At 69.0% G+C, this 19,649-nt stretch carries 17 protein-coding genes and 1 pseudogene; 11 read left to right on the plus strand and 7 right to left on the minus strand.

Annotation, left to right across the window (positions count from 1 at the left end):
- A pseudogene (locus D7Y15_RS29785) lies at positions 1–391 on the minus strand (energy transducer TonB); the annotation flags it as partial.
- Between the two features lie 230 nt (positions 392–621).
- On the opposite strand from D7Y15_RS29785, the gene D7Y15_RS29790 reads away from it, so the two are divergent.
- The 4 genes from D7Y15_RS29790 (at position 622) to D7Y15_RS29805 (ending at position 7,350) form a co-directional block, all read left to right on the plus strand.
- A complete protein-coding gene (locus D7Y15_RS29790) occupies positions 622–3,819 on the plus strand; it encodes a TonB-dependent receptor (RefSeq protein ID WP_120580333.1) in 3,198 nt (1,065 codons plus the stop codon).
- A 30-nt stretch (positions 3,820–3,849) separates the two neighbouring features.
- Positions 3,850–4,653 (plus strand): hypothetical protein, encoded by an 804-nt coding sequence (locus D7Y15_RS29795; protein WP_120580334.1) that lies wholly within the window; start codon positions 3,850–3,852, stop codon positions 4,651–4,653.
- Positions 4,654–4,768: 115 nt separating this feature from the next.
- Positions 4,769–6,313 (plus strand): radical SAM protein, encoded by a 1,545-nt coding sequence (locus D7Y15_RS29800; protein WP_120580335.1) that lies wholly within the window; start codon positions 4,769–4,771, stop codon positions 6,311–6,313.
- 98 nt (positions 6,314–6,411) lie between these two features.
- Positions 6,412–7,350: a hypothetical protein gene (locus D7Y15_RS29805; RefSeq protein ID WP_169821928.1), complete on the plus strand. Its 939-nt coding sequence runs from the start codon at positions 6,412–6,414 to the stop codon at positions 7,348–7,350.
- 11 nt (positions 7,351–7,361) lie between these two features.
- On the opposite strand, the gene D7Y15_RS29810 is transcribed toward D7Y15_RS29805, so the two are convergent.
- Both D7Y15_RS29810 and D7Y15_RS29815 read right to left on the minus strand, forming a co-directional pair.
- Complete coding sequence (locus tag D7Y15_RS29810; protein ID WP_233597393.1) at positions 7,362–7,976, minus strand: hypothetical protein; 615 nt, start codon at positions 7,974–7,976, stop codon at positions 7,362–7,364.
- Positions 7,977–8,002: 26 nt separating this feature from the next.
- A complete protein-coding gene (locus D7Y15_RS29815; RefSeq protein WP_169821929.1) occupies positions 8,003–8,575 on the minus strand; it encodes a DUF4920 domain-containing protein in 573 nt (190 codons plus the stop codon).
- 89 nt (positions 8,576–8,664) lie between these two features.
- Between D7Y15_RS29815 and D7Y15_RS29820 the strand changes: the two genes are divergently transcribed.
- Positions 8,665–9,096, plus strand: a complete 432-nt coding sequence (locus D7Y15_RS29820; protein WP_120566606.1) for a DUF2752 domain-containing protein — start codon at positions 8,665–8,667, stop codon at positions 9,094–9,096.
- A gap of 23 nt (positions 9,097–9,119) precedes the next feature.
- A complete protein-coding gene (gene plsY / locus D7Y15_RS29825; RefSeq protein WP_120580339.1) occupies positions 9,120–9,698 on the plus strand; it encodes a glycerol-3-phosphate 1-O-acyltransferase PlsY in 579 nt (192 codons plus the stop codon).
- Here the strand turns inward: plsY and D7Y15_RS29830 are convergent.
- From D7Y15_RS29830 to D7Y15_RS29840, 3 genes are all read right to left on the minus strand, one after another.
- Positions 9,624–10,853: a class I SAM-dependent RNA methyltransferase gene (locus tag D7Y15_RS29830; RefSeq protein WP_120580340.1), complete on the minus strand. Its 1,230-nt coding sequence runs from the start codon at positions 10,851–10,853 to the stop codon at positions 9,624–9,626. The genes plsY and D7Y15_RS29830 overlap by 75 nt on opposite strands.
- Positions 10,854–10,895: 42 nt before the next feature.
- Entirely contained in the window at positions 10,896–11,180 is a 285-nt protein-coding gene (locus D7Y15_RS29835) for an antibiotic biosynthesis monooxygenase (RefSeq protein WP_120580341.1), read from the minus strand.
- 119 nt (positions 11,181–11,299) lie between these two features.
- Positions 11,300–14,383 carry a DNA translocase FtsK 4TM domain-containing protein gene (locus D7Y15_RS29840; RefSeq protein ID WP_120580342.1) on the minus strand — a complete coding sequence of 1,028 codons (3,084 nt, stop codon included), beginning with the start codon at positions 14,381–14,383 and terminating at the stop codon, positions 11,300–11,302.
- A 201-nt stretch (positions 14,384–14,584) separates the two neighbouring features.
- On the opposite strand from D7Y15_RS29840, the gene D7Y15_RS29845 reads away from it, so the two are divergent.
- From D7Y15_RS29845 to D7Y15_RS29865, 5 genes are read left to right on the plus strand one after another with little or no spacing between them, the layout of a single operon-like run.
- Positions 14,585–14,932, plus strand: a complete 348-nt coding sequence (locus tag D7Y15_RS29845) for a zf-TFIIB domain-containing protein (RefSeq protein ID WP_120580517.1) — start codon at positions 14,585–14,587, stop codon at positions 14,930–14,932.
- A 28-nt stretch (positions 14,933–14,960) separates the two neighbouring features.
- Positions 14,961–15,248, plus strand: a complete 288-nt coding sequence (gatC, locus tag D7Y15_RS29850; RefSeq protein ID WP_120523770.1) for an Asp-tRNA(Asn)/Glu-tRNA(Gln) amidotransferase subunit GatC — start codon at positions 14,961–14,963, stop codon at positions 15,246–15,248.
- 6 nt (positions 15,249–15,254) lie between these two features.
- A complete protein-coding gene (gatA, locus tag D7Y15_RS29855) occupies positions 15,255–16,718 on the plus strand; it encodes an Asp-tRNA(Asn)/Glu-tRNA(Gln) amidotransferase subunit GatA (RefSeq protein WP_120580518.1) in 1,464 nt (487 codons plus the stop codon).
- 27 nt (positions 16,719–16,745) lie between these two features.
- Positions 16,746–18,191 carry an Asp-tRNA(Asn)/Glu-tRNA(Gln) amidotransferase subunit GatB gene (gatB, locus tag D7Y15_RS29860; protein WP_120580519.1) on the plus strand — a complete coding sequence of 482 codons (1,446 nt, stop codon included), beginning with the start codon at positions 16,746–16,748 and terminating at the stop codon, positions 18,189–18,191.
- Positions 18,192–18,198: 7 nt separating this feature from the next.
- Positions 18,199–18,540: a hypothetical protein gene (locus D7Y15_RS29865; protein ID WP_120580520.1), complete on the plus strand. Its 342-nt coding sequence runs from the start codon at positions 18,199–18,201 to the stop codon at positions 18,538–18,540.
- Here the strand turns inward: D7Y15_RS29865 and D7Y15_RS29870 are convergent.
- The gene (locus D7Y15_RS29870; RefSeq protein WP_121754680.1) at positions 18,524–19,561 is read right to left on the minus strand and encodes a carbon-nitrogen hydrolase family protein; all 1,038 of its coding nucleotides are present in this window, start codon (positions 19,559–19,561) and stop codon (positions 18,524–18,526) included. The two genes, D7Y15_RS29865 and D7Y15_RS29870, sit on opposite strands and share 17 nt — an antisense overlap.
- Positions 19,562–19,649 lie beyond the last annotated feature (88 nt).

The following is a 19,649-nucleotide window of genomic DNA, read 5'->3' on the forward strand; positions in this document are numbered from 1 at the left end:
CCACACCGCCCGCGACGCCACCCTCCACGCCCCCCTCGACCTCGGACTCGCTCGCCTCGGGCTCGTCAGGCTCGGGCGGGGTCTCCGTCTCCTGCGGCTTCTGCTGAGGGATCTCCTTCGGCTGCACGATCACGTCCTTTGGCTTCTTGGGCGTGACCTTCTTCTCCGTCTTCGGCTTCGACGCCGGGGGAGGCGGAGGCGGAGGCGGAGGCGGCGGAGCCATCGTGGCCTTCAGCGTGACCTCGACCTCCTTCTCCTCCACGGGAGGCGGACGCGTGGAGAGATAGGCGACAAGACCCAGCAGGCCAACGTGGAGCAGCGTGGAAACGCCGGCACCCACGCCGAAGCGCGACCTGGGTCCTTGGCCGCGGTCAAGGACTGAATCGAACATGCACGTAACTCCTCTTCACCAGTGGACTACCCGTCCCCGCCATGCCCGGATTGAAGGGCGGCCACCATACAGAAAAGGGTTCCGGGTTCAAGCAACCGTGTCTGGCGCCGCAATCGTGTTCGGCCAATGCCCCACTGGTCACCAAAAAGCAACGGTCTATTGACAACTGCTTGACCTCGGATATTTTCCCAAGTCATTTTCGGTTGCAGCCCACCTTGGAGGGGTTAGGTATGCAAGTGAAACAAGTACTTCGGGAAACCGGAGTCGTCCTTGCTGCGGGTCTGTTGTACGGATCCGCAGCTTTCGCGCAGTCCAGCGTCATCATCGGCACTGTCATCAACACTGAAGACAAGAAGCCGGCTGCAGATGTCGTTGTGACCGCCACCTCGCCCAACCTGCAGGGCGAGCAGACCGTGGTTACTGACGCACAGGGTAACTACCGTATTCCCCAGCTCCCGCCGGGCACGTATACGTTGCGGTTCGAAAAGGAGTCGTTCAAGCCTTTCGCCCGCCCTGAAATCCAGCTGCTGCTCAACCGTACCATCCGCGTGAACGTGGAGCTGCTCCCTGAGAGCTTCTCGTCGACGGAGACCATCGTTGGCGCCCCGCCGACGATCGACGTCGGTTCTACGAACCAGGGCCTCAACGTTGATCAGGAGTTCATCAAGCGCATCGCGGTGGCCCGTCCGGTCGGCAAGGGTGGCGCGACGCGCTCCTTTGAATCCCTGGCCGAGCTCGCCCCGGGCGCCCAGTCCGACCAGTACGGCGTGTCCATCAACGGCACGACCTCGCCTGAGAACGGCTACGTGGTGGACGGTCTGTCCACGAACGACCCGGCCTTCGGCGTGAACGCCAGCCCGCTGAGCATCGAGTTCGTGCAGGACGTGAACATCATCACCGGCGGTTACATGCCGGAGTTCGGTCGCTCCACGGGCGGTGTGATCAACGCGGTGACCCGGTCCGGTTCCAACGAGTTCCACGGCTCCGTGTTCGCCAACTGGACGCCGGGCTTCGCGGAAGGCAACCGCAAGCTGGTCATCGAGGACGGCACCACGATCACCGGCCTGAACGCCCTGAGCAACCTGGGCGACTTCGGCGCCACCCTCGGCGGTCCCATCCTCAAGGACAAGCTCTGGTTCTTCGCCGGCTTCGCGCCGTCGTTCCAGCGCTACGAGCACACCCGTGCGCTCAACGCCTTCACGTTGGATGACAACGGCGCGGTGGCGAAGGATGCGAACGGCTTCAGCGTCGTCCAGCAGATCCCGGGTTCCGAGCGGACGTACTTCGCGGACTCCCGCACGATCCAGTTCATGGGCAAGCTGACGTACCTCATCAACCAGGACCACAACGTGTCGTTCGCCCTGAACGGCACCCCGACCGTGTCGGGTGGTCTGGGCAAGCTGCAGATCAGCCCCCGCTCGGGTGGTCTGCCGGCGGCGCAGAACTCGCGCCCTGAGGACATCGGCCAGACTGAGAACCGCGCCAACACCACGGCGCTCGCTCTCAAGTACGCCGGCGCCTTCATGGACAAGAAGGTCCTGGTCGACGCCAACCTCGGTTGGTTCCACCAGACCGCTGGTAACCCTCCGGCGGACGGCAGCGCCATCGGCTCGACGGACGGCCTGGCGGGCTACTCGCTGGCCATGTACACGCGTCGTCGCCCGATCACCACGTTCGAGAACGTCCCCAACGCCGCGGAGTACTGCGGCACGACGGCGGCGGAGCAGGCCGTGCGTTGCCCGGCGACGAACTACTACGTGGGCGGCCCCGGCTTCATGTCCGAGGCGACGCTGGATCGCTACCAGATCAACGCCAAGGCCACCTACCTGCTGAACGCCCTGGGCACGCACGTGTTCAAGGCGGGCGTGGACACGGAGTTCCTGACCTTCGATCAGAAGAAGGCCTACTCCGGTAGCGTGTTCCTCCAGGAGGCTGGTGCCGCGAGCGATGTGCAGCTCAACGGCGTGACCCGCCGCATCTGGTCGGACAACCGCCGCTACGGCTACCAGACGGCCCCGGACACCCCGGTGTTCGAGACCCTGCAGCAGTCGTCCACGAGCGGCACCACCATCGGTGGCTTCCTCCAGGACAGCTGGTCCATCGCCAACCGCGTCACGCTGAACCTCGGCGTGCGCTACGACGTGCAGAACATGTACGGCGGCGACGGCAACCTGGCGCTGAAGCTGGCCAACCAGTGGTCGCCCCGCATCGGCGCCGTGGTGGATCCGTTCGCCAACGGCCGCGCGAAGCTGTTCGTGAACTTCGCCCGTTACTACGAGCAGGTTCCGCTCAACATGATGGACCGCGCCTTCCCGGGTGAGCGTCGCTTCAGCGCGCGTCGCTACCTGTCGGAGCCGGGGTCGGATGTTCCGGGCTGCGACCCGTCCACGCTGGAAGGCCAGCGCGGCAACTGCTCGGATCGCCAGTACATCGTGCCCCGCGCCGAGGCCACGCTGAACTCCAACCAGTACTTCAGCGGCGGTCTGGTGCAGAGCGAGCCGGTCGATCCGGACATCCAGCCCCAGTCGTCCGACGAAGTCGTGGTCGGCGGTGAGTACGAGCTCCTGGCGAACACCCGCCTGGGCGCGACGTACACGCACCGCGACATGGGCAAGGTCATCGAGGACATGAGCCGCGATGACGGCAACACGTACTTCCTCGGTAACCCTGGCAGCGGCTTCGCCAAGGAGTTCCCGACGCCCGTGCGTGACTACGACGCGGTCACCGTCTACCTGAACCGTACGTTCACGGAAGGCTGGCTGGGTCAGGCGAGCTACACGTGGTCCCGCCTGTACGGCAACTACCCCGGTCTGTTCCGCCCGGAGAACAACCAGCTCGACCCGAACATCCTCGCGGACTTCGACCTGGTGGCCCTCCTGAACAACCGCACGGGTCTGCTGCCCTTCGACCGCACGCACGCCATCAAGGTGTTCGGCGCCAAGGAGTTCAACATCTCCAACGCGCTGTCGGCGAGCATCGGTCTGTCCTACCGCGGCAACTCCGGTACGCCCATCAGCTACCTCGGCGCGTACCCGGGCTACGGCCAGGATGAGACGTTCATCCTGCCGCGCGGCAGCGGCGGTCGCACCCCGTGGATCAACAGCGTCGACTCCAACGTGGGCGTGAACTACCGCGTGAGCAAGGACAGCGTGGTGTCCTTCACCCTGGACGTGTTCAACCTCTTCAACTTCCAGGGCGTGGACAGCGTCGACGAGTCCTACACCTTCGAGCAGGTGCTCCCGGTGTACGACGCGAAGACCAACACCGCGGGCTCCGTGTCTGACCTGCCCACGGCTGACAGCGCGGGCAACGTCCCGGCGGCGGCGGGTGGCAAGCTGGCCTACGAAGACGTGAACCAGAACTACAAGAACCCGGACCGTTACCAGGCGCCGCGGCAGATCCGCTTCGGTGTCCGGTACACGTTCTAACCACCCGACCACGTGAGGAAGATCAGCAACATGCGCAAGAGCATTCTTTCAACGCTGGTGATGCTGACGGCCGCGGGCAGCCTGACCGCCTGCGATGTCGAGCAGCCGAACCCCGGGTGCATCGTCCAGGACGCGAGCTTCGCGAACTGGTGGGCGAAGTACGACGTCGTGAGCGGTCCGACCGGCATCAAGCCGGACGGCAGCGCCTGCGGCGCGACCGAGGCGCTCGAGGTGGGTGACAACCTGGGCGTGTGGAAGTTCGCGGACCCGAAGACGGGGAGCAACATCCTCGTGGTTCGGCCGCAGTACATGGCCCGGTTGGGCTCGTCGGACGCGAACAACACGTTCGACAGCCTTCAGGTTACCGGTAACCTGAGCGCCGACACCACGGACGACTTCTGCCTCGCGCCGACGTTCAACACCGCGACCGTGAACCCCACGCAGGCTGGGGTGACCTCGGCCATCTCGTACACGCTGGCGAACATCAAGGTGTACTCGTCGCCCAGCTCTCCGGGCACCCAGATGACGGGTGAGGTCACGTTCACGCGCAATGGCTGCACCTCCACGTACATCATGCGTGCGGTGTGGCCGGCGACCGGCTGCGATCCCCGTGTTGACCAGAACGATCCGGAGCAGGGCTTCTCCAACTGCGGCTCGGGCTCGGGCATCAACCCGGACTTCGCCGTGCAGTGCGAGGCGGTCCCGGAGCGCTTCTGGTTCGGCGACTTCCTGACGGAGGAAGAGGCGGAGTACGTCGAGGAGAACGATGAGTTCCCCCCGAGCTACAACGAGGGTCGCTGCGTCCCGTCGAATAAGATCCCGTCGTTCAAGTAGTCGGCACTGACCGACCCTGAAGGCCAACGCGGCCCCGGCAGCCCCTCCCCCACGCGGGAGTGGCGGTCCGGGGCCGCGCTGTTGTTAGTGTCTGGAATCCACTGTCGGGAGGACCATGGAGGGCCGTTACGAACTCATCGAGCACGTCTGCTCACTGCTGGCGGACGAAGCAGGGACGCTCCGCAAGGAGGCGCCCTACCGGGTCGCGCTCTGCTACCCGAGCCCCTACCACGTGGGCATGAGCTCGCTGGGCTACCAGGCCATCTACCGGGAGGTGCATGAGCACGCGGGCGCGACCGCCGAGCGTGTCTTCCTTCCCGATGATGTCGAGACATACAAGAGAACTAGGACGCCATTGTTTACCTGGGAATCCCAGGCACCCGTGTCTAGCTTTGAAATGCTTGCCTTTTCAGTTGCCTATGAATTGGAGCTTTCAGGGTTGTTCACGATGTTGGATTTGTCTGGTTTGCCGGTTCTTTCAGCGGAGCGGGATGCCAGACATCCGCTGGTGGTGGCAGGCGGCCCGCTGACGTTCTCCAACCCGGATCCGCTGGAGCCCTTCGTGGACGTGCTCGTCCAGGGGGAGGCGGAGGACTTGATCCACGTGCTGCTGGAGGCCGCCGCCTCCATGGAGCGCGAGGCGCTGTTGGATCACCTGGCGAAGGTCCCCGGCTTCCGGGTGCCCGGGCGGGGTGGGGCGCGCTACCACGTGGCGAAGGCGACGGACGCCCGGCTGCCAGCGCGCACGCAGATCATCACGCCCCACACGGAGCTCCGGTCGATGTTCCTCATCGAGCCGGAGCGGGGCTGCTCCCGTGGCTGCCACTACTGCGTCATGCGCCGCACCACGAATGGCGGCATGCGCACGGTGCCTCCGGAGCGCATCCTGTCCCTCATCCCTGAGCACGCCAAGCGCGTGGGGCTGGTGGGCGCGGCGGTGACGGACCACCCGCGCATCGTGGAGCTGCTGCGCACCATCGTGGACTCCGGGCGTGAGGTGGGCGTGTCCTCCCTGAGAGCGGACCGGCTCACGCAGGAGCTGGTGGATCAGCTCCGGCGGGGGGGGGCGATGAGCCTCACGGTGGCCGCGGACGGGGCGTCCCAGAAGATGCGGGACCTGGTGGACCGCAAGCACTCCGAGGAACAGATTGTCCGCGCCGCGCGGTTCGCGCGCACGGCGGGCATGAAGCAGCTCAAGGTCTACAACGTGGTGGGCCTGCCCCATGAAGAGGACGCGGACATCGACGAGCTGATCCGCTTCACCACGGAGCTGTCGCGCATCCTGCCGGTGGCGCTGGGGGTCGCGCCCTTCGTGGCCAAGCGCAACACTCCGCTGGACGGGGCGCCCTTCGCGGGGCTGCGCGAGGTGGAGAACAAGCTGGAGCGGCTGCGCAAGGGCCTGCGAGGGCGGGCGGAGGTGCGGCCCACGTCCGCGCGCTGGGCCTGGGTGGAGTACATGCTGGCCCAGTGCGGTCCGGAGGCGGGGCTCGCGGCCATGGACGCCTGGCGCGCGGGGGGCAGCTTCGCCGCGTGGAAGAAGGCCTTCAAGGAGCGCGGGTGCGAGCCGTACATGGCCCGCCGGGTGGAGGACGGGCGGCGCCAGCCCACGGTGTGGCCCATCGTGCCGGGCCGCCCGCCGCCCCAGCCGTCCGCCGCCTGACGGGGCCCGCAAAGGCCGTATTCGCCGGGCTCCGCTTTCGCTAGAAGATGGGCAGCGGGGCCGATGGCCGGCACTCGCATGGCCTCGGAGAGCATCTGGTGAGCACGCAGCGGGTGGAAAAGTCGTGGCAGAAGACGGGCCTCAAGGACTACTCGACGGAGGCCCTGCTGAGCACGCTGGGGCACTACGGCATCCCGGTGGGTGAAGAGGACTACCGCAAGCTGGCGGAGTCCGCCTATCCGCTCGGCATCGCCCAGCAGTGGGCGGCGAAGTGGAAGGGCACCGGCCCCTTCAAGGACTACGTCGTGGCCGCGGCCGTGGAGCTGTGGCGCCGGTGGATGCCGGACCGCGTGTCCCCGCAGGACTTCACGCAGGGGCTGGCGACGCTGATGCAGGTGCTCGTGCACAAGCTCAACGGCGCGAAGGAGGCCCCGGTGGCCTCCTCCTTCGAGCACGTGAAGGCCCTGCGCTCGAAGCTGACGGTGGATGACAAGGGCGCGCTGCCCCAGCCGTTCCTCCAGGAGGCGCTGGCGCCCTTCTCGGAGAAGGACGCGGAGCTGTTCGACAGCCTGGCGGAGTCGCTGGCCGCGCAGGGCCACCTGGACGACGCCTCGGCGTTCGCCGAGGTGGAGGAGTTCCTGCTGCCCGACCGGCGCGGCATCTCCCAGGCGGTGGTGCGCGCCGCGAAGGGCGAGCGCGAGCCCGCCATCCAGGACCTCAAGAACCTCATCCACGACATGGCTCGCGCGCCCATCTCGCGCCTGCTGGCGGTGGACGGCCTCATCCACCTGCAGGCGTGGATTGACGCGTCCGTCGAGGGCCGCGGCCTGCTGGCGGAGGCGGAGAAGGCCAACGACATCCACCTGGCGCTGGACCTGGTGCCCCGCCTGGAGCACGTCTTCAAGCAGCAGAACGACCGGTCCGCGCTCCTGGAGCTGATGGGCACGCAGGAGCGGCTGGAGGCCCTGCACGACAAGATGCACCCGGGCCACCGGGCGCACCGTCACCAGCACGCGCAGCCGCAGCGCCGCCGCTAATCGGCCGGGCTTCAGGTCCCCGTGCGCCGGGGGCTCCGGGCTTCCGGGGCCTCGGGCGCCGCGGGTTCGCTGGCCGCGGCGGGCGTCGCGCCTTCCGCGTCCGGCGTGCCGGGCTTTACGTCAGGCTTCTCTGGCGCCGCGCGCTTGAGCTTCACGGTGGTGACGCCGGGCACTCCTTCCGCCACGTCCCGCACGGGCACGACCGCGCCCACGGTGGTGTAGCGGATGGCGCCCGTCTGGGTGAAGGCGTGCTTGAGGGCGTACTCGCGGGCGCGGGGGAGGAACCACTCGCGCACCCGGGGCAGGGGCAGGGCGTGCAGCTCCCCCTGCGTGAGGAACACGTACAGCATCAGGTCCGCGCCGCTGTAGAGGAAGCAGCCCGGCGTGTCCTTCTCCAGGTTGGAGATGAGCTCGAAGAAGTAGCGGCGGCGGGTGGCCTGACGGTCGCCCTTCACTTCAATGCCGCGCACCTCTCCGGAGGGCAGCTCCCAGAGCAGGTCCACGCCCCGGTGCTGGAAGCGCGGGTCCAACTGCACGTCGTGCACTCGCGACCCGGGCTCTGTCTCCAGGAGCCACGCGCGGGCGTGCTGCACGGCCCGGTCGGCCGCGCCCTGCACGCCCCTCATGCTGAAACTGCGGCCTCCCATCGCGGCTAGCGGCGCAGCTCGACGCCCGAGGCCACGAGCTGAATCTCGCGGGGCTTGCCGTCGGTGCCGCGGGGGACGATGGCGCCCTCGGCCTCGTAGTGCTTCGCGTGGGCGTCGCTCAGCTCCGCGACCTTCACCACGCCCTCCACGCGCGCCTGCGAACCCGCGGAGTCCAGCGGGACGAAGAAGCCGTAGTCCTTGAACGTCACGCGCACGCCGGGGCTCTTGGCGTCCTGGGCCAGCTCCATCCAGCAGCCCTTCTTCTCACACGCCTTGCGCACCTGGCCCTCCACGCGCACGACCTTTCCGTCGTGGGCCTGGGGCTTCGCGAGCAGCTCCGCCAGCTTCACCGTCTTCTCGCCCTTGAGGGGCTCGCCGCGGGTGAGCGTCCAACCGGTGTCGGCGGCCTTGGCGGCCTCGGGCGTCTTCGCCTCCGCGGGGTGGTGGCAGTCGCTCGCCGCGGCTTCGGCCTTGGACGCTTCCGCGGCCTTGGCGGCGGGCTTGGGCGTCTTGTCCGCCGCGAGGGCCACGAGGGGCGCGGCGACCAGCATCACGAGGGCGGTGCGGAGCATGTGCATGCCCGTTCGCTTAGCCCAGGTTTCCGGGGCCCGGCAAGGCGCCCCTTCCATCCTCGCGACTTGTCCCGCACACTCGGCGCGAGGTGCGCATGAAGGTCACCATCCCCGCCCCCAACCGCCGGTTGGGCACATTCGAATGGCTCGGGCTCGTCGGGCTCGGGGGGCTGCTCGTGGGGCGCTACGTCCCCGTGGCCCGCATCATCCCGTTCTGGGGCTGTGTGCTGCGCGAGCACACGGGCTGGCCCTGCCTGGGCTGTGGGCTCACCCGCGTGGCGGACCGCGTCGCGCACTTCAACATCCCGGGAGCGTGGGAGGCCAACCCCCTGGGCACCGTGTGCGCGCTGCTGTTCGCGCTGGCCGCGGTGGCGACGGTGCTGCACTTCCTCTTCGCGCTGCCCATCCCGGAGGTGGAGCTGGAGGAGCGCGAGTGGCGGTGGGTGCGCATCGCGTTCCCGCTGGTGTTGCTGGTCAATTACGCCTACGTCGTGGTGCACACCCGTTTCCCGCACCTGTTGTCCTGAAGGGCGGGACCCTGTTCTCTTCCGTGCTCTCCGCCTTCCTCCTGCTGGGCTACCTCTGCGGCTCCATCCCCTTCGGCGTGCTGCTGACGCGGTGGTTTCGTGGGGTGGACGTGCGCGCCAGCGGCAGCGGCAACATCGGCGCCACCAACGTCACGCGCGTCGCCGGCAAGAAGCTGGGCGCGGTGGTGCTGCTGCTGGACGCGCTCAAGGCCGTGCTGCCCGTGGCGCTGGCCGTGCACTACCTGCCTGGGGATGCGAAAGCGCACGCGCTGGTGGGGCTGGCCGCGGTGCTGGGGCACGTGTACCCGGTGTGGCTCAAGCTCCAGGGCGGCAAGGGCGTGGCCAGCGCGCTGGGCGTGCTGGTGGTGCTGGTGCCCAAGGCGGCGCTCGCGGGGGCCATCATCTACGGGCTGGTGGTGTCCCGGTGGCGCGTGAGCTCCATGGGCTCGTTGTCTGCGGCGGTGGTCGCCATCGCCACCGCGTTCTTCACCGCGCCCTCCCGCGAGTACGTGCTGCTCACCGCGGGGCTATTCGTCCTGATGCTCTGGACGCATCGGAGCAACCTCCTGCGACTCGCCCGCCGCACTGAACACCGGCTTTGAGCCGGGGGGCAGCGACGGGGCGCGGTAGCCCAGCAGCGTGCAGGGGATGGGGCCGTTCCACACGTCGCGGCGGGCCATGGGGCGCGCGTGGAAGGCGCTCTCGAAGGCGGGGTTGCCGGACAGCACCCAGACACGCCAGCCCGGCAGCGCGCGCAAGCTATCGCCCAGCTTGAAGTAGAAGGTCTTCATGCCCTTCTGGCCGCCGGAGCCAAGCCGGTCGCCATAGGGCGGGTTGGTGAGGACGAGCCCGCCGCCTTCGGGCAGGGGCGGGAGCTTCGTCGCGTCGCCCTCCGCGAGCTGGATTTCCTCGCCCAGTCGCGCGGCCTTCACGTTGCGGTCCGCGGCCTCCAGGGCCTCGTCGCTCTTGTCGAAGCCGAGGATGGGGACCTCCACCTTGCGCTCGTTGCGCCGCGCGTCCGCGCGCAGGTCCGCGAGCAGCTCCTTCGCGCGCACGCCCAGGTGCGGCCAGCGCTCCACCGCGAAGCCCCGGTTGATGCCCGGGGCCCGCTTGCGCGCGATGAGGCCGCCCTCGATGACGATGGTGCCCGAGCCGCACATGGGGTCCACCAGCGCCTCCGTGCCGGTGTAGCCCGCCGCGCGCAGGAGGGCCGCGGCCAGGTTCTCCTTCAGGGGCGCGGGGGTGGGGCGCACGCGGTAGCCGCGCCGGTGCAGCGGGTCACCGCACAGGTCCAGGGAGAGGGACAGCTTCTCCTTCACCAGGTGCGCCACCACGGACACGTCCGGGTTGCGCGTGTCCACGTCCGGCCGCGAGCCCAGCTTGTCGCGCAGGCGGTCCACGATGGCGTCCTTCACCTTCAGTGCCACGAAGCCGGAGTGCGCGTGCTCGGTGTCCTTCAGGTTCGCGTCCACCGCGAACGTCACGTTCGTGGTGAGGTGCTCCTCCCACGGGACGCTGGCGACGGCGTCGTAGAGCCCCTGGGCACCCTTCGCTTCGAACTCGCCCAATGGATAGAGCACGCGCATGCCGATGCGGGACCAGAGGCAGACGTTGAGGGCCTCGTCGAGCGAGGCCATGAAGCGCACGCCGCCGCGGTCCTGGCGGATGCGCTTCGCGCCGAGCTCCTTCAGCTCCTCGGCGAGCAGGTCCTCGGTGCCGCGCGCGGCGGTGACGAATAGGGCAAGACGTTCAGCCATGGTGCACCGCCCTTAGACGACCCGGGGGCGATTGGGAACTGCTCAGGTGGCCACGACCTCATACATCGCGAAGGTGGCGTCCTCCTGGGACGCGCTGGCCCCCTTGGCCCGCTGGAAGTCCTCGGACTGGAAGTAGGCCCGCATGGCGTCCCGGTCCTTCCACCGCGTGACGAGCAGGATTTCAGGCGAGCGCTCGAACGAACGCAGCACCTCCAGGCCCAGGAAGCCCGCGTGGCCGTCCACTCGCCGCGAGCGCTCCTGGAGCCGGTGGACCCAGCCGTCGGCCTCTTCGGGGGACGCACGGAAGCGGGAGATGGCGACGATCATTCGGCCGTCCGGGGGGAAAGTAGAGCGGGGGCGCCCGGAAGCTTTCCGTGGCGCCCCCGAGGGGAAAACCGCCAGGGAACGGGCGTCCGTTCCCCGGGCCTTGAAGGGGTGGCGTGGGGCTACATCGCCCCGGCGCCGGGCATGTCGCCCAGGCCGCGCAGCAGCACCTCGCGGGGCTTGGCGCCGTCCGCGGGGCCCACCACGCCGTCGCGCTCCATGCGCTCAATCATGCGCGCCGCGCGGTTGTAGCCGATGCGCATCTTGCGCTGGAGCATGGAGATGGAGACGGAGCGCATCTCGCTGACCGCCGCGAGCGCCTGGTCGTAGAGCTCGTCGGACAGCTCGTCCTCCTCGCCACCGCCGCCCTCGCTCTCGTCATCGCGCGGCTTGAGGATGGACTCGTCGAAGACGGGCTTGCCCTGGGCCTTGAGGTGGTCCACCGCCTTCTTGATTTCCTGCTCGGAGACGTAGGCGCCGTGCACGCGCTGCAGGTGGGCGCTCGTGGGCGGCATGATGAGCATGTCGCCCATGCCCAGCAGGGCCTCCGCGCCCACCGTGCCCAGAATCGTCATCGAGTCCGGCTTGGAGCGCAGCATGAAGCTGATGCGCGTGGGGAAGTTGGCCTTGATGATGCCCGTGACGACGTCCGTGGACGGACGCTGGGTCGCGACCATCAGGTGGATGCCGGCCGCGCGCGCCATCTGCGCGAGGCGCGCCACGTAGGTCTCCACCTCGCGGCTGGCGACCATCATCAGGTCCGCGAGCTCGTCGATGATGACCACGATGTAGGGCAGCTTCTTGAGCTCCTTCTTCTCCGGGGAAGCGGCCTCCGCCGGAGTGGACTCCTCGCCGTCCTCCTCGAACTCCGCGTCCTCCTCGCCGTCGGCCTCCAGGGTGGGAGCGGGCTCGGAGACGATGGCCTCACGCAGGTCCTCGTCGTCCTCGCGCGGCATGGCCACGCCCAACCCGTCGCTGGCGGAAGCGGGGGCGGGCACGGTGCTGCCCTCCACGTCCACGACGAACATCTTCTTGGGCTTGGTCTTCTTCTTCGCGGCGGGGGCGGGGGCGGGCTTCTCCTCCGACGCCTGCGTCTCCACCAGCTTGTTGTAGCCGGCGATGTTGCGCACGCCCGCCTCGGACAGCAGCTGGTAGCGGCGCTCCATCTCCTCCACCGCCCAGCGCAGCGCGAGCGCGGCCTTCTTGGGGTCGGTGACGACGGGGAGCAGCAGGTGCGGGATGCCCTCGTAGACGGAGAGCTCCAGCATCTTCGGGTCCACCATGATGAAGCGGACCTCCTCGGGCGTGGCCTTGAGGAGGATGCTCATGATCATGGAGTTCACCGCCACGGACTTGCCGGAGCCGGTGGTCCCCGCGATGAGCAGGTGGGGGGCCTTCACCAGGTCGAAGACGTACGGCATGCCTTCGATGTCCTTGCCCACGCACATGGTGAGCTTGCTGCTGCTCTTCTGGAACGTGTCCTGTTCGGCAATCTCCTTGAGGAACACCGTCTCGCGGTCGCGGTTGGGGACTTCAATGCCGACCACGCCCTTGCCGGGGATGGGGGCGACGATGCGCACGCGCATGGCCTCCATGGCCATGGCCAGGTCGTCCTGGAGCGCGGCGATCTTGCTGACCTTGATGCCGGGCCCGGGCAGGAACTCGTACATGGTGACGACGGGTCCGGGGCGGATTTCGACGACCTCGCCCACGATGCCGAAGTCCGCCAGCTTCGCGCGCAGCTTCTCCGCCGTGACGAGGAACGCGTCCTTGTCCAGCGCGGAGCGCTCCTTCTTGTCCGCCTCCAGCACGTCCAGTGGCGGCAGCGAGAAGCTCTTGCGGTCCCCCACGAACTCGAACTGGTCCTGCGGCCGCTTCACGGCGGTGGGCTTGGGCGGCGCCTTGGGCTCCACGATGAGCGGCATGCGCGCCAGCGCGGAGGGCGGCGCGGGGATGAGGGCGTTGCCCGGCGCGGCGGCGGCCGGCTTCTCCGCGACCACGGGCTTCGCGGCGGGCTCGGCGGCCGGAGGCGTGAGCGACGCGGCGGGCACCGGCGGCGTGGACGGCGCGGAGGGCGGGGTGACGATCTGCGGCGTCTTGCGCGCGCGGCGGGGCGGCTCGCCCGCGTCCGCGTTGGCGGGCAGCTGCGGCTGGGGCGCGAGGAAGGACGCGGCCCAGGCGGGGTCGGCGCCCGGGGAGCGGCGCTCGGCGCGCTCGGGCGGCAGCGAGGGCTGTTCGTCGGAGGCGTCGTCCTCCTCGTCCTCGGACGGCTCCTCGCGGGCGAGCTTCTTCTCCAGCTTCTCGCGCTCCTTCTGCTCCTTGAACGCCTTCTTCGCGTTGGCGATCTGCTCCTTCTCGTTCTGCCGGGCCAGGCGCACGGCTTCTTCCGCCAGGGACTCCGCCTCGGCGGCCTCGGCCTCCGCGGCGATGCGCTCGGCCTCGGACAGCTCCTCCTCCTCGGCCTCCAGCTCCGCGAGGAACGCGGCTTCCTCTTCCTTCTCCTGCGCGAGCCGCTCCTGGCGGGCCGCGTAGTTGACCTTCTGCTGCTCCCAGAAGACGTGCGCGTTCTCGGAGATGCGGCGGCCCAGGACGGTGAGGCCGGCCCAGACCAGCGAGCACAGCTTGAAGAACGTGTACTGGGTGCCCACGATGAGCGCCGCCGCGCTGATGGCGGTGACGAGGATGATGGTGCCGACGGTGGAGAACATCCCCTCCATCAGGCCGCCCAGGCTCGCGCCCAGCGCGCCGCCGGGCGGGTGGGCCCAGCCCTTGTCCTTGGCGAACATGAGCTGCGCGAGCACGGACACGCTGCAGGTGAGCAGCGCCAGGGAGATGATCTGCGGCATGCGGCGCCGCTCGCGGTTGCCCACGAAGAGCACCACGGCGGTGTAGATGCCACCCGCGGGGATGAGGTAGGCGCACACGCCCAGCGCGCCGCGCAGGGTCTCCGCGATGAGGTGGCCCATGGGGCCCACCGCGTTGTGGAAGCCGGGCCCCACCCGGTCATGCGCGTCGAACGTGGCGACCGCCAGCAAGGCCAGCAACGAGGCGGCCAGGATGAAGACGCCGATGAGCGCCCGCTTGGCGGGGCTCGCAGCGCCCGGGGCCTTCATCTTCTTGTTCGCGAGCGCCTTGCGACGGGTCGCGATCTCCTGCCGGGAGAGCACCGCCTTCTCCGCCCGGCCACCCTTCTTTGCCGCTGTCATGGACCCCTGTTCCCTCTGCCCGATTCCAGCCGCGTAGCGAGCTGTAGCAATCCGCCCGGCGAGAATAGGGAGGGAGGGGGCGGGGTCAATTTTCCGGCAGGCGTCCAAGGGGGCTCCGAGGAGGCGGAACAAGGCCTACATTTCGGGCGCGTCCCCGTGGCGAGAGGGTATGGTGCCTGCCGCCAAGGAGAACCCGAGACCATGTCCGACCTGAGCCCCGACAAGCCCTCCCACAACGAAGACGACTACTTCGCGCGCGAGGAGATTGAAGCCAAGCGCAAGCTGGCCCTTGAGCAGTCCAAGGAGATGGCCGCCCAGCAGCGCGAGTCGCTCAAGCAGCTGCACTACATGAAGTGTCCCAAGTGCGGCATGGACCTGCAGACGCTGAAGCAGGGCGACGTGGAGCTGGAGAGCTGCTTCAACTGCCACGGTGTCTGGCTGGACGCGGGCGAGCTGGAGCAGGTCATCAAGCAGCACGGCCACGAGGGCAGCGGCAAGGTGATGAACGCCGTCCTCAACCTGTTCAAGCGCACGCCGCCGTCCCCGTAGCACCGCGAAGTCCGGAGGAGGCTTCACCATGGCCCTCACGCTCGAGCAGGTCCGGCACGTGGCCACCCTGGCGCGGCTGTCGCTGACGCCGCAAGAGGAGGAGCGCTACGCCACCCAGCTGTCCGCGGTCCTGGACGCGGTGGCGGAGCTGGAAGCGCTCGACGTAAGCCAGGTGGAGCCCACCTCCCACGCGACGCTCGCGTCCTCGCTGTTGCGCGAGGACGTGCTGCGTCCGTCACTGCCCCCGGAAGCAGGGCTCGCCAACGCTCCGGCGAAGGTGGGCACTGCCTTCGCGGTCCCGAAGATCCTGGAGTAGCCCGCCATGTCGTCGCTCACCGACCTGTCGATGCTGGAGCTGGCGGCGAAGCTGGCTTCGCGCGAGGTGTCCTCCGTGGAGGCCACCCAGGCGAGCCTCCAGCGCATCGCCCAGGTGGACCCGAAGGTGCGCGCCTTCCTGCGCGTGGACGAGCCCGGGGCGCTGAAGTCCGCCGAGGCCAGTGACGCGCGCCGCAAGGCGGGCAGCCCGCTGAGCGCGCTGGACGGCGTGCCCGTGGGCCTCAAGGACATCTTCCTCACGGAGGGCGTGGAGACCACCTGCGCCTCGCGCGTCCTGGAGGGTTTCGTCCCGCCCTACGACGCCACCGTGGTGCGCCTGCTGAAAGAGGCGGGCTTGCCGCTCGTGGGCAAGCTGAACATGGACGAGTTCGCCATGGGCTCGTCCAACGAATCGAGCGCGTACTTCCCCACCCACAACCCATGGGACCTGACGCGCACGCCGGGCGGTTCGTCCGGTGGCTCTGCGGCGGCGGTGGCGGCGCGCGAGGTGTTCGGCGCGCTGGGCACCGACACGGGCGGCTCCATCCGCCAGCCCGCGGCGCTCACCAACACCGTGGGGCTCAAGCCCACGTATGGACGGGTGTCTCGCTACGGCGTCATCGCCTTCGCCTCGTCGTTGGATCAGCCGGGCCCCATGGCTCGCACGGTGGGGGACACCGCGGCGCTCTTCCAGCTCATCGCGCGGCATGATCCGCTGGACTCCACCTCCGCGGACGTGGAGACGCCGGACTGCCTCACGGGGCTGGAGGACGGGGTGCGGGGCCTCAAGCTGGGCGTGCCTCGCGAGTACTTCGCGGAGGGCATGGACCCGGAGGTGGCGGGCACGCTGCGCGCGTCGCTGGAGGAGCTGGAGAAGCTGGGCGCGACGCTGGTGGACGTGTCCCTGCCGCACACGAAGTACGCGCTGGCGACGTACTACCTGCTGGCCTCTTCGGAAGCGTCCAGCAACCTGGCCCGCTACGACGGCATCCGCTACGGGCAGCGGGCGAAGGACGCGCGCGGGCTCAAGGAGCTGTACACGCAGACGCGGGGGCAGGGCTTCGGCGCGGAGGTGAAGCGCCGCATCATGCTGGGCACCTACGCGCTGTCCGCCGGCTACTACGACGCGTACTACCTGCGCGCGCAGAAGGTCCGCACGCTCATCCGCGAGGACTTCACGAAGGTGTTCCAGCAGGTGGACGCCATCGTGTCGCCCACGTCGCCGGTGCCGGCGTTCAAGCTGGGCGCGAAGGTGGACGACCCGCTGTCCATGTACCTGATGGACGTCTACACGCTGCCGTGCAACCTGGCGGGCCTGCCCGGCCTGTCCGTGCCGTGCGGCTTCACACAGGCGGGGCTGCCCATCGGCATGCAGCTGTTGGGGCGCCCCTTCGACGAGGCCCGCCTGCTCCGCATCGCCCGCGCGTTCGAGCGCGAGCACGACTTCTTCCGCCGCGCCGCCCCCGTCTAGCGGGCGCGACACAAGGGTGACACCGCCATGCCCCTGAGCGACTTCCAGACGGTCATCGGCCTCGAGGTCCACGCGCAGCTGCTCACGCAGTCGAAAATCTTCTGCGGCTGCTCCACCGCGTTCGGCGCCGAGCCCAACCACCACACCTGTCCGGTGTGCCTGGGCATGCCCGGCGTGCTGCCGGTGCTCAACCAGCGCGTGGTGGAGTACGCGGTGCGCACGGGCCTGGCGCTCGGGTGCACGGTGAAGGCCACGAGCGTGTGGAGCCGGAAGAACTACTTCTATCCGGACCTGCCCAAGGGCTATCAAATCACCCAGTACGATCAGCCCATCTGCGAGTGGGGCGAGCTGGTCATCGACACGCCCTCGGGTGAGAAGACGGTGCGCGTGCGGCGCATCCACCTGGAGGAGGACGCGGGCAAGAGCGTGCACGACGCGGCCGCGTCCGCGGGGCAGAGCCTGGTGGACCTGAACCGCGCGGGCGTGCCGCTGATGGAGATCGTCAGCGAGCCGGACCTGCGCGATGCCGACGAGGCGGTGGAGTACCTCAAGGTGCTGCGCGACGTGCTGGTGTACCTGGGCGTCAACGACGGCAACCTGGAGGAAGGCAGCTTCCGCTGCGACGCCAACGTGTCGGTGATGCCCAAGGGCTCCACCACGTACGGGCAGCGGTGTGAGTTGAAGAACCTCAACTCGTTCCGCTTCCTCAAGCAGGCCATCGAGTACGAGGCCGCGCGGCAGGTGGACGTCCTCGAGTCCGGCGGCAAGGTGGACCAGGAGACGCGCCTCTGGGACGTGAACAAGGGCGTCACCCGGTCCATGCGCTCCAAGGAGGACGCGCACGACTACCGCTACTTCCCGGAGCCGGACCTGCCGCCGCTCCTCGTGTCGGACGCGCTGCGGGACTCGCAGCGGCAGTCGCTGCCGGAATTGCCTCGTGCGAAGCGCACGCGCTTCATGAGCGAGTACGGCTTGCCGGTCTACGACGCGCGCATCCTCACCGCCGAGCGCCCGCTGGCGGACTTCTTCGAGGCCTGCGCGAAGCACGTCTCCGACGCGAAGAAGCTCTCCAACTGGTTCCTGGGTGAGCTGAGCCGCCTGCTCAAGGAGGAGGGCACGCCCATCTCCGCGCTGCGCTTCACCCCGGCGCAGCTGGGCGAGCTGCTGGCCACGGTGGAGAAGGGCACGGTGTCCGCGAACGCGGGGAAGGACGTGCTCGGGGAGATGTTCCGCACGGGCCGCCAGCCCGCGGACATCATCGCGGAGAAGGGGCTCGCGCAGGTCAGTGATGTGGGCGCCGTGGAGGCGGTGGTGGACGACATCCTCGCGAAGAACGCGGGCGAGGTGGAGAAGTACAAGGCCGGCAAGAAGAGCGTGTACGGCTTCTTCGTGGGCCAGGTGATGAAGGCCATGAAGGGCAAGGGCAACCCCGGCCTCGTCAACGAGCTGCTCAAGAAGAAGCTGGGCGAGTAGGGCGCTCGTGGCCCGGCTCCTGACGGTGAACGGTGTCTCGTACCGCTGGAGCCTTCGGGGGCGGCGGGACGCACCGGAGGGAACGGGCTGGCGGCTGCTCACGGTCGTGTGGGCCGAGTCCACCCGGCAGGCGTTGCACGTCCGTGTCCGCCACGATGATCCGTGGCTCCACGTCGACGACGGCGACATGACCGGACTCGTGACTCGCGACGTGGGCCCCGACCTGGTGGCGCGGGTCATCGTGATGGCGCGGGACCTGGGATGGAAGCCGGAGGAGCGTGGCCCCACGCTCAAGTTCGTCCTGGAGGATGACGCGCGGCTCGTGCCGCTGGCTAGCGAGACACCGTGACGTGGAGCACGTCCTCGCCGCGTGGATCCGCGGACTGGGCGAGCACGTGCACGTCGTCCGGCCCCCGGCGCTCCAGGATGAGCGAGGGCGCCTCGAAGGTGTTGTCGAAGAAGCCACCGGTGAGCTGCGGGTTCACCGCGTAGCGCACGCGCTTCAGGGTGCGCAGCTGCGTGAAGAGGCCCTCGTTGAACCACTGCTCGCTGCGCAGCTGCGTCTCCCCGGGCGCGTTGAAGGCCCAGGGCGCGTCCCAGCTCCAGGCGTTGGCGGAGGGCTGCGCGAGCACCTCCACGCCCAGCGCGTCCAGGTACTGCGCGCAGGGCACGAAATAGGGTTCGCCGGACGTGTGGGGTTCGCGGAAGCCGTCGTAGCAGACGAGCGTCCCCAGCTTCCCGAACGGCGTGTCCAGCACCGGCAGGTCCTCCGGACGGCCCGGGCTCAGGTGCAGCACATCCTCCTGCGTGGGCACCAGGTTCACCTTGCGCGTGACGGCCACGCAGTGGCCATCCGGTGAGAACGTGTAGCTGGTGTTGAAGGTACGCGCTCCCGCGGGCTCGTACTCAGGGGTGTCCGGGCCCAGGCGGTTCGTGGGCAGCAGCGCGCTTCCGGCCACCACCCACAGGCCGAAGTCGCGCGCGATGCCGGAGAAGGTCTCGTACATCGCGCGGTGCACGCGGGGCGCCACCGTGGCGTAGAGACACTCCTCCATCGTCGGTGGATGGAAGGCGCTCCACGTGCGGAACATGCCGAGCCACTCCGCGAGAGCCACGCGCGTCAGGGCACCGTTCGTCGTCTTGCGGCGGCGCACGCGTGACAGGTGCCCCATCAGTCCCAGCGCCGCGCCCACCATCTCCGGCCAGACAGCGAGCGCGGGGTTCAACGGCCGGCCCGAGGCGTCCCGGGGACGCAGCGCGTCCGCCCGTGCAGCGAGCGCCCGATGGTGCGAGGCGAACGTCTCCTGCGAGGCATAGTCGTCGAGCGTGACGCGCGGCTGGATGGCGAACAGGTCGAGGGAGGTGGTCACGGTGCCGCGAGGATGGCACCCACCCCCATGCCGCGCGAGCCTCGCGGCGATGGACCGTCAGGTTCCGGGAGTGCCGCCGTCGAGGCCG

Origin of the sequence: Corallococcus sp. AB030, from assembly GCF_003668965.1 — a bacterium.
GTDB lineage: Bacteria > Myxococcota > Myxococcia > Myxococcales > Myxococcaceae > Corallococcus > Corallococcus exiguus.

Excerpts from the sequence above, each read along its gene's own strand:
- D7Y15_RS29810 (WP_233597393.1), bottom strand. The coding sequence starts at position 7,976 with ATGAGGGGCGTGCAGGGCGCGGCCGACCGGGCCGTGCAGCACGCCCGC.
- D7Y15_RS29815 (WP_169821929.1), bottom strand. The coding sequence starts at position 8,575 with ATGCACATGCTCCGCACCGCCCTCGTGATGCTGGTCGCCGCGCCCCTC.
- D7Y15_RS29830 (WP_120580340.1), bottom strand. The coding sequence starts at position 10,853 with ATGGCTGAACGTCTTGCCCTATTCGTCACCGCCGCGCGCGGCACCGAG.
- gatA (WP_120580518.1), top strand. The coding sequence starts at position 15,255 with ATGTCGTCGCTCACCGACCTGTCGATGCTGGAGCTGGCGGCGAAGCTG.
- D7Y15_RS29835 (WP_120580341.1), bottom strand. The coding sequence starts at position 11,180 with ATGATCGTCGCCATCTCCCGCTTCCGTGCGTCCCCCGAAGAGGCCGAC.
- gatC (WP_120523770.1), top strand. The coding sequence starts at position 14,961 with ATGGCCCTCACGCTCGAGCAGGTCCGGCACGTGGCCACCCTGGCGCGG.
- D7Y15_RS29820 (WP_120566606.1), top strand. The coding sequence starts at position 8,665 with ATGAAGGTCACCATCCCCGCCCCCAACCGCCGGTTGGGCACATTCGAA.
- D7Y15_RS29800 (WP_120580335.1), top strand. The coding sequence starts at position 4,769 with ATGGAGGGCCGTTACGAACTCATCGAGCACGTCTGCTCACTGCTGGCG.
- gatB (WP_120580519.1), top strand. The coding sequence starts at position 16,746 with ATGCCCCTGAGCGACTTCCAGACGGTCATCGGCCTCGAGGTCCACGCG.
- D7Y15_RS29840 (WP_120580342.1), bottom strand. The coding sequence starts at position 14,383 with ATGACAGCGGCAAAGAAGGGTGGCCGGGCGGAGAAGGCGGTGCTCTCC.
- D7Y15_RS29845 (WP_120580517.1), top strand. The coding sequence starts at position 14,585 with ATGTCCGACCTGAGCCCCGACAAGCCCTCCCACAACGAAGACGACTAC.
- D7Y15_RS29795 (WP_120580334.1), top strand. The coding sequence starts at position 3,850 with ATGCGCAAGAGCATTCTTTCAACGCTGGTGATGCTGACGGCCGCGGGC.
- D7Y15_RS29790 (WP_120580333.1), top strand. The coding sequence starts at position 622 with ATGCAAGTGAAACAAGTACTTCGGGAAACCGGAGTCGTCCTTGCTGCG.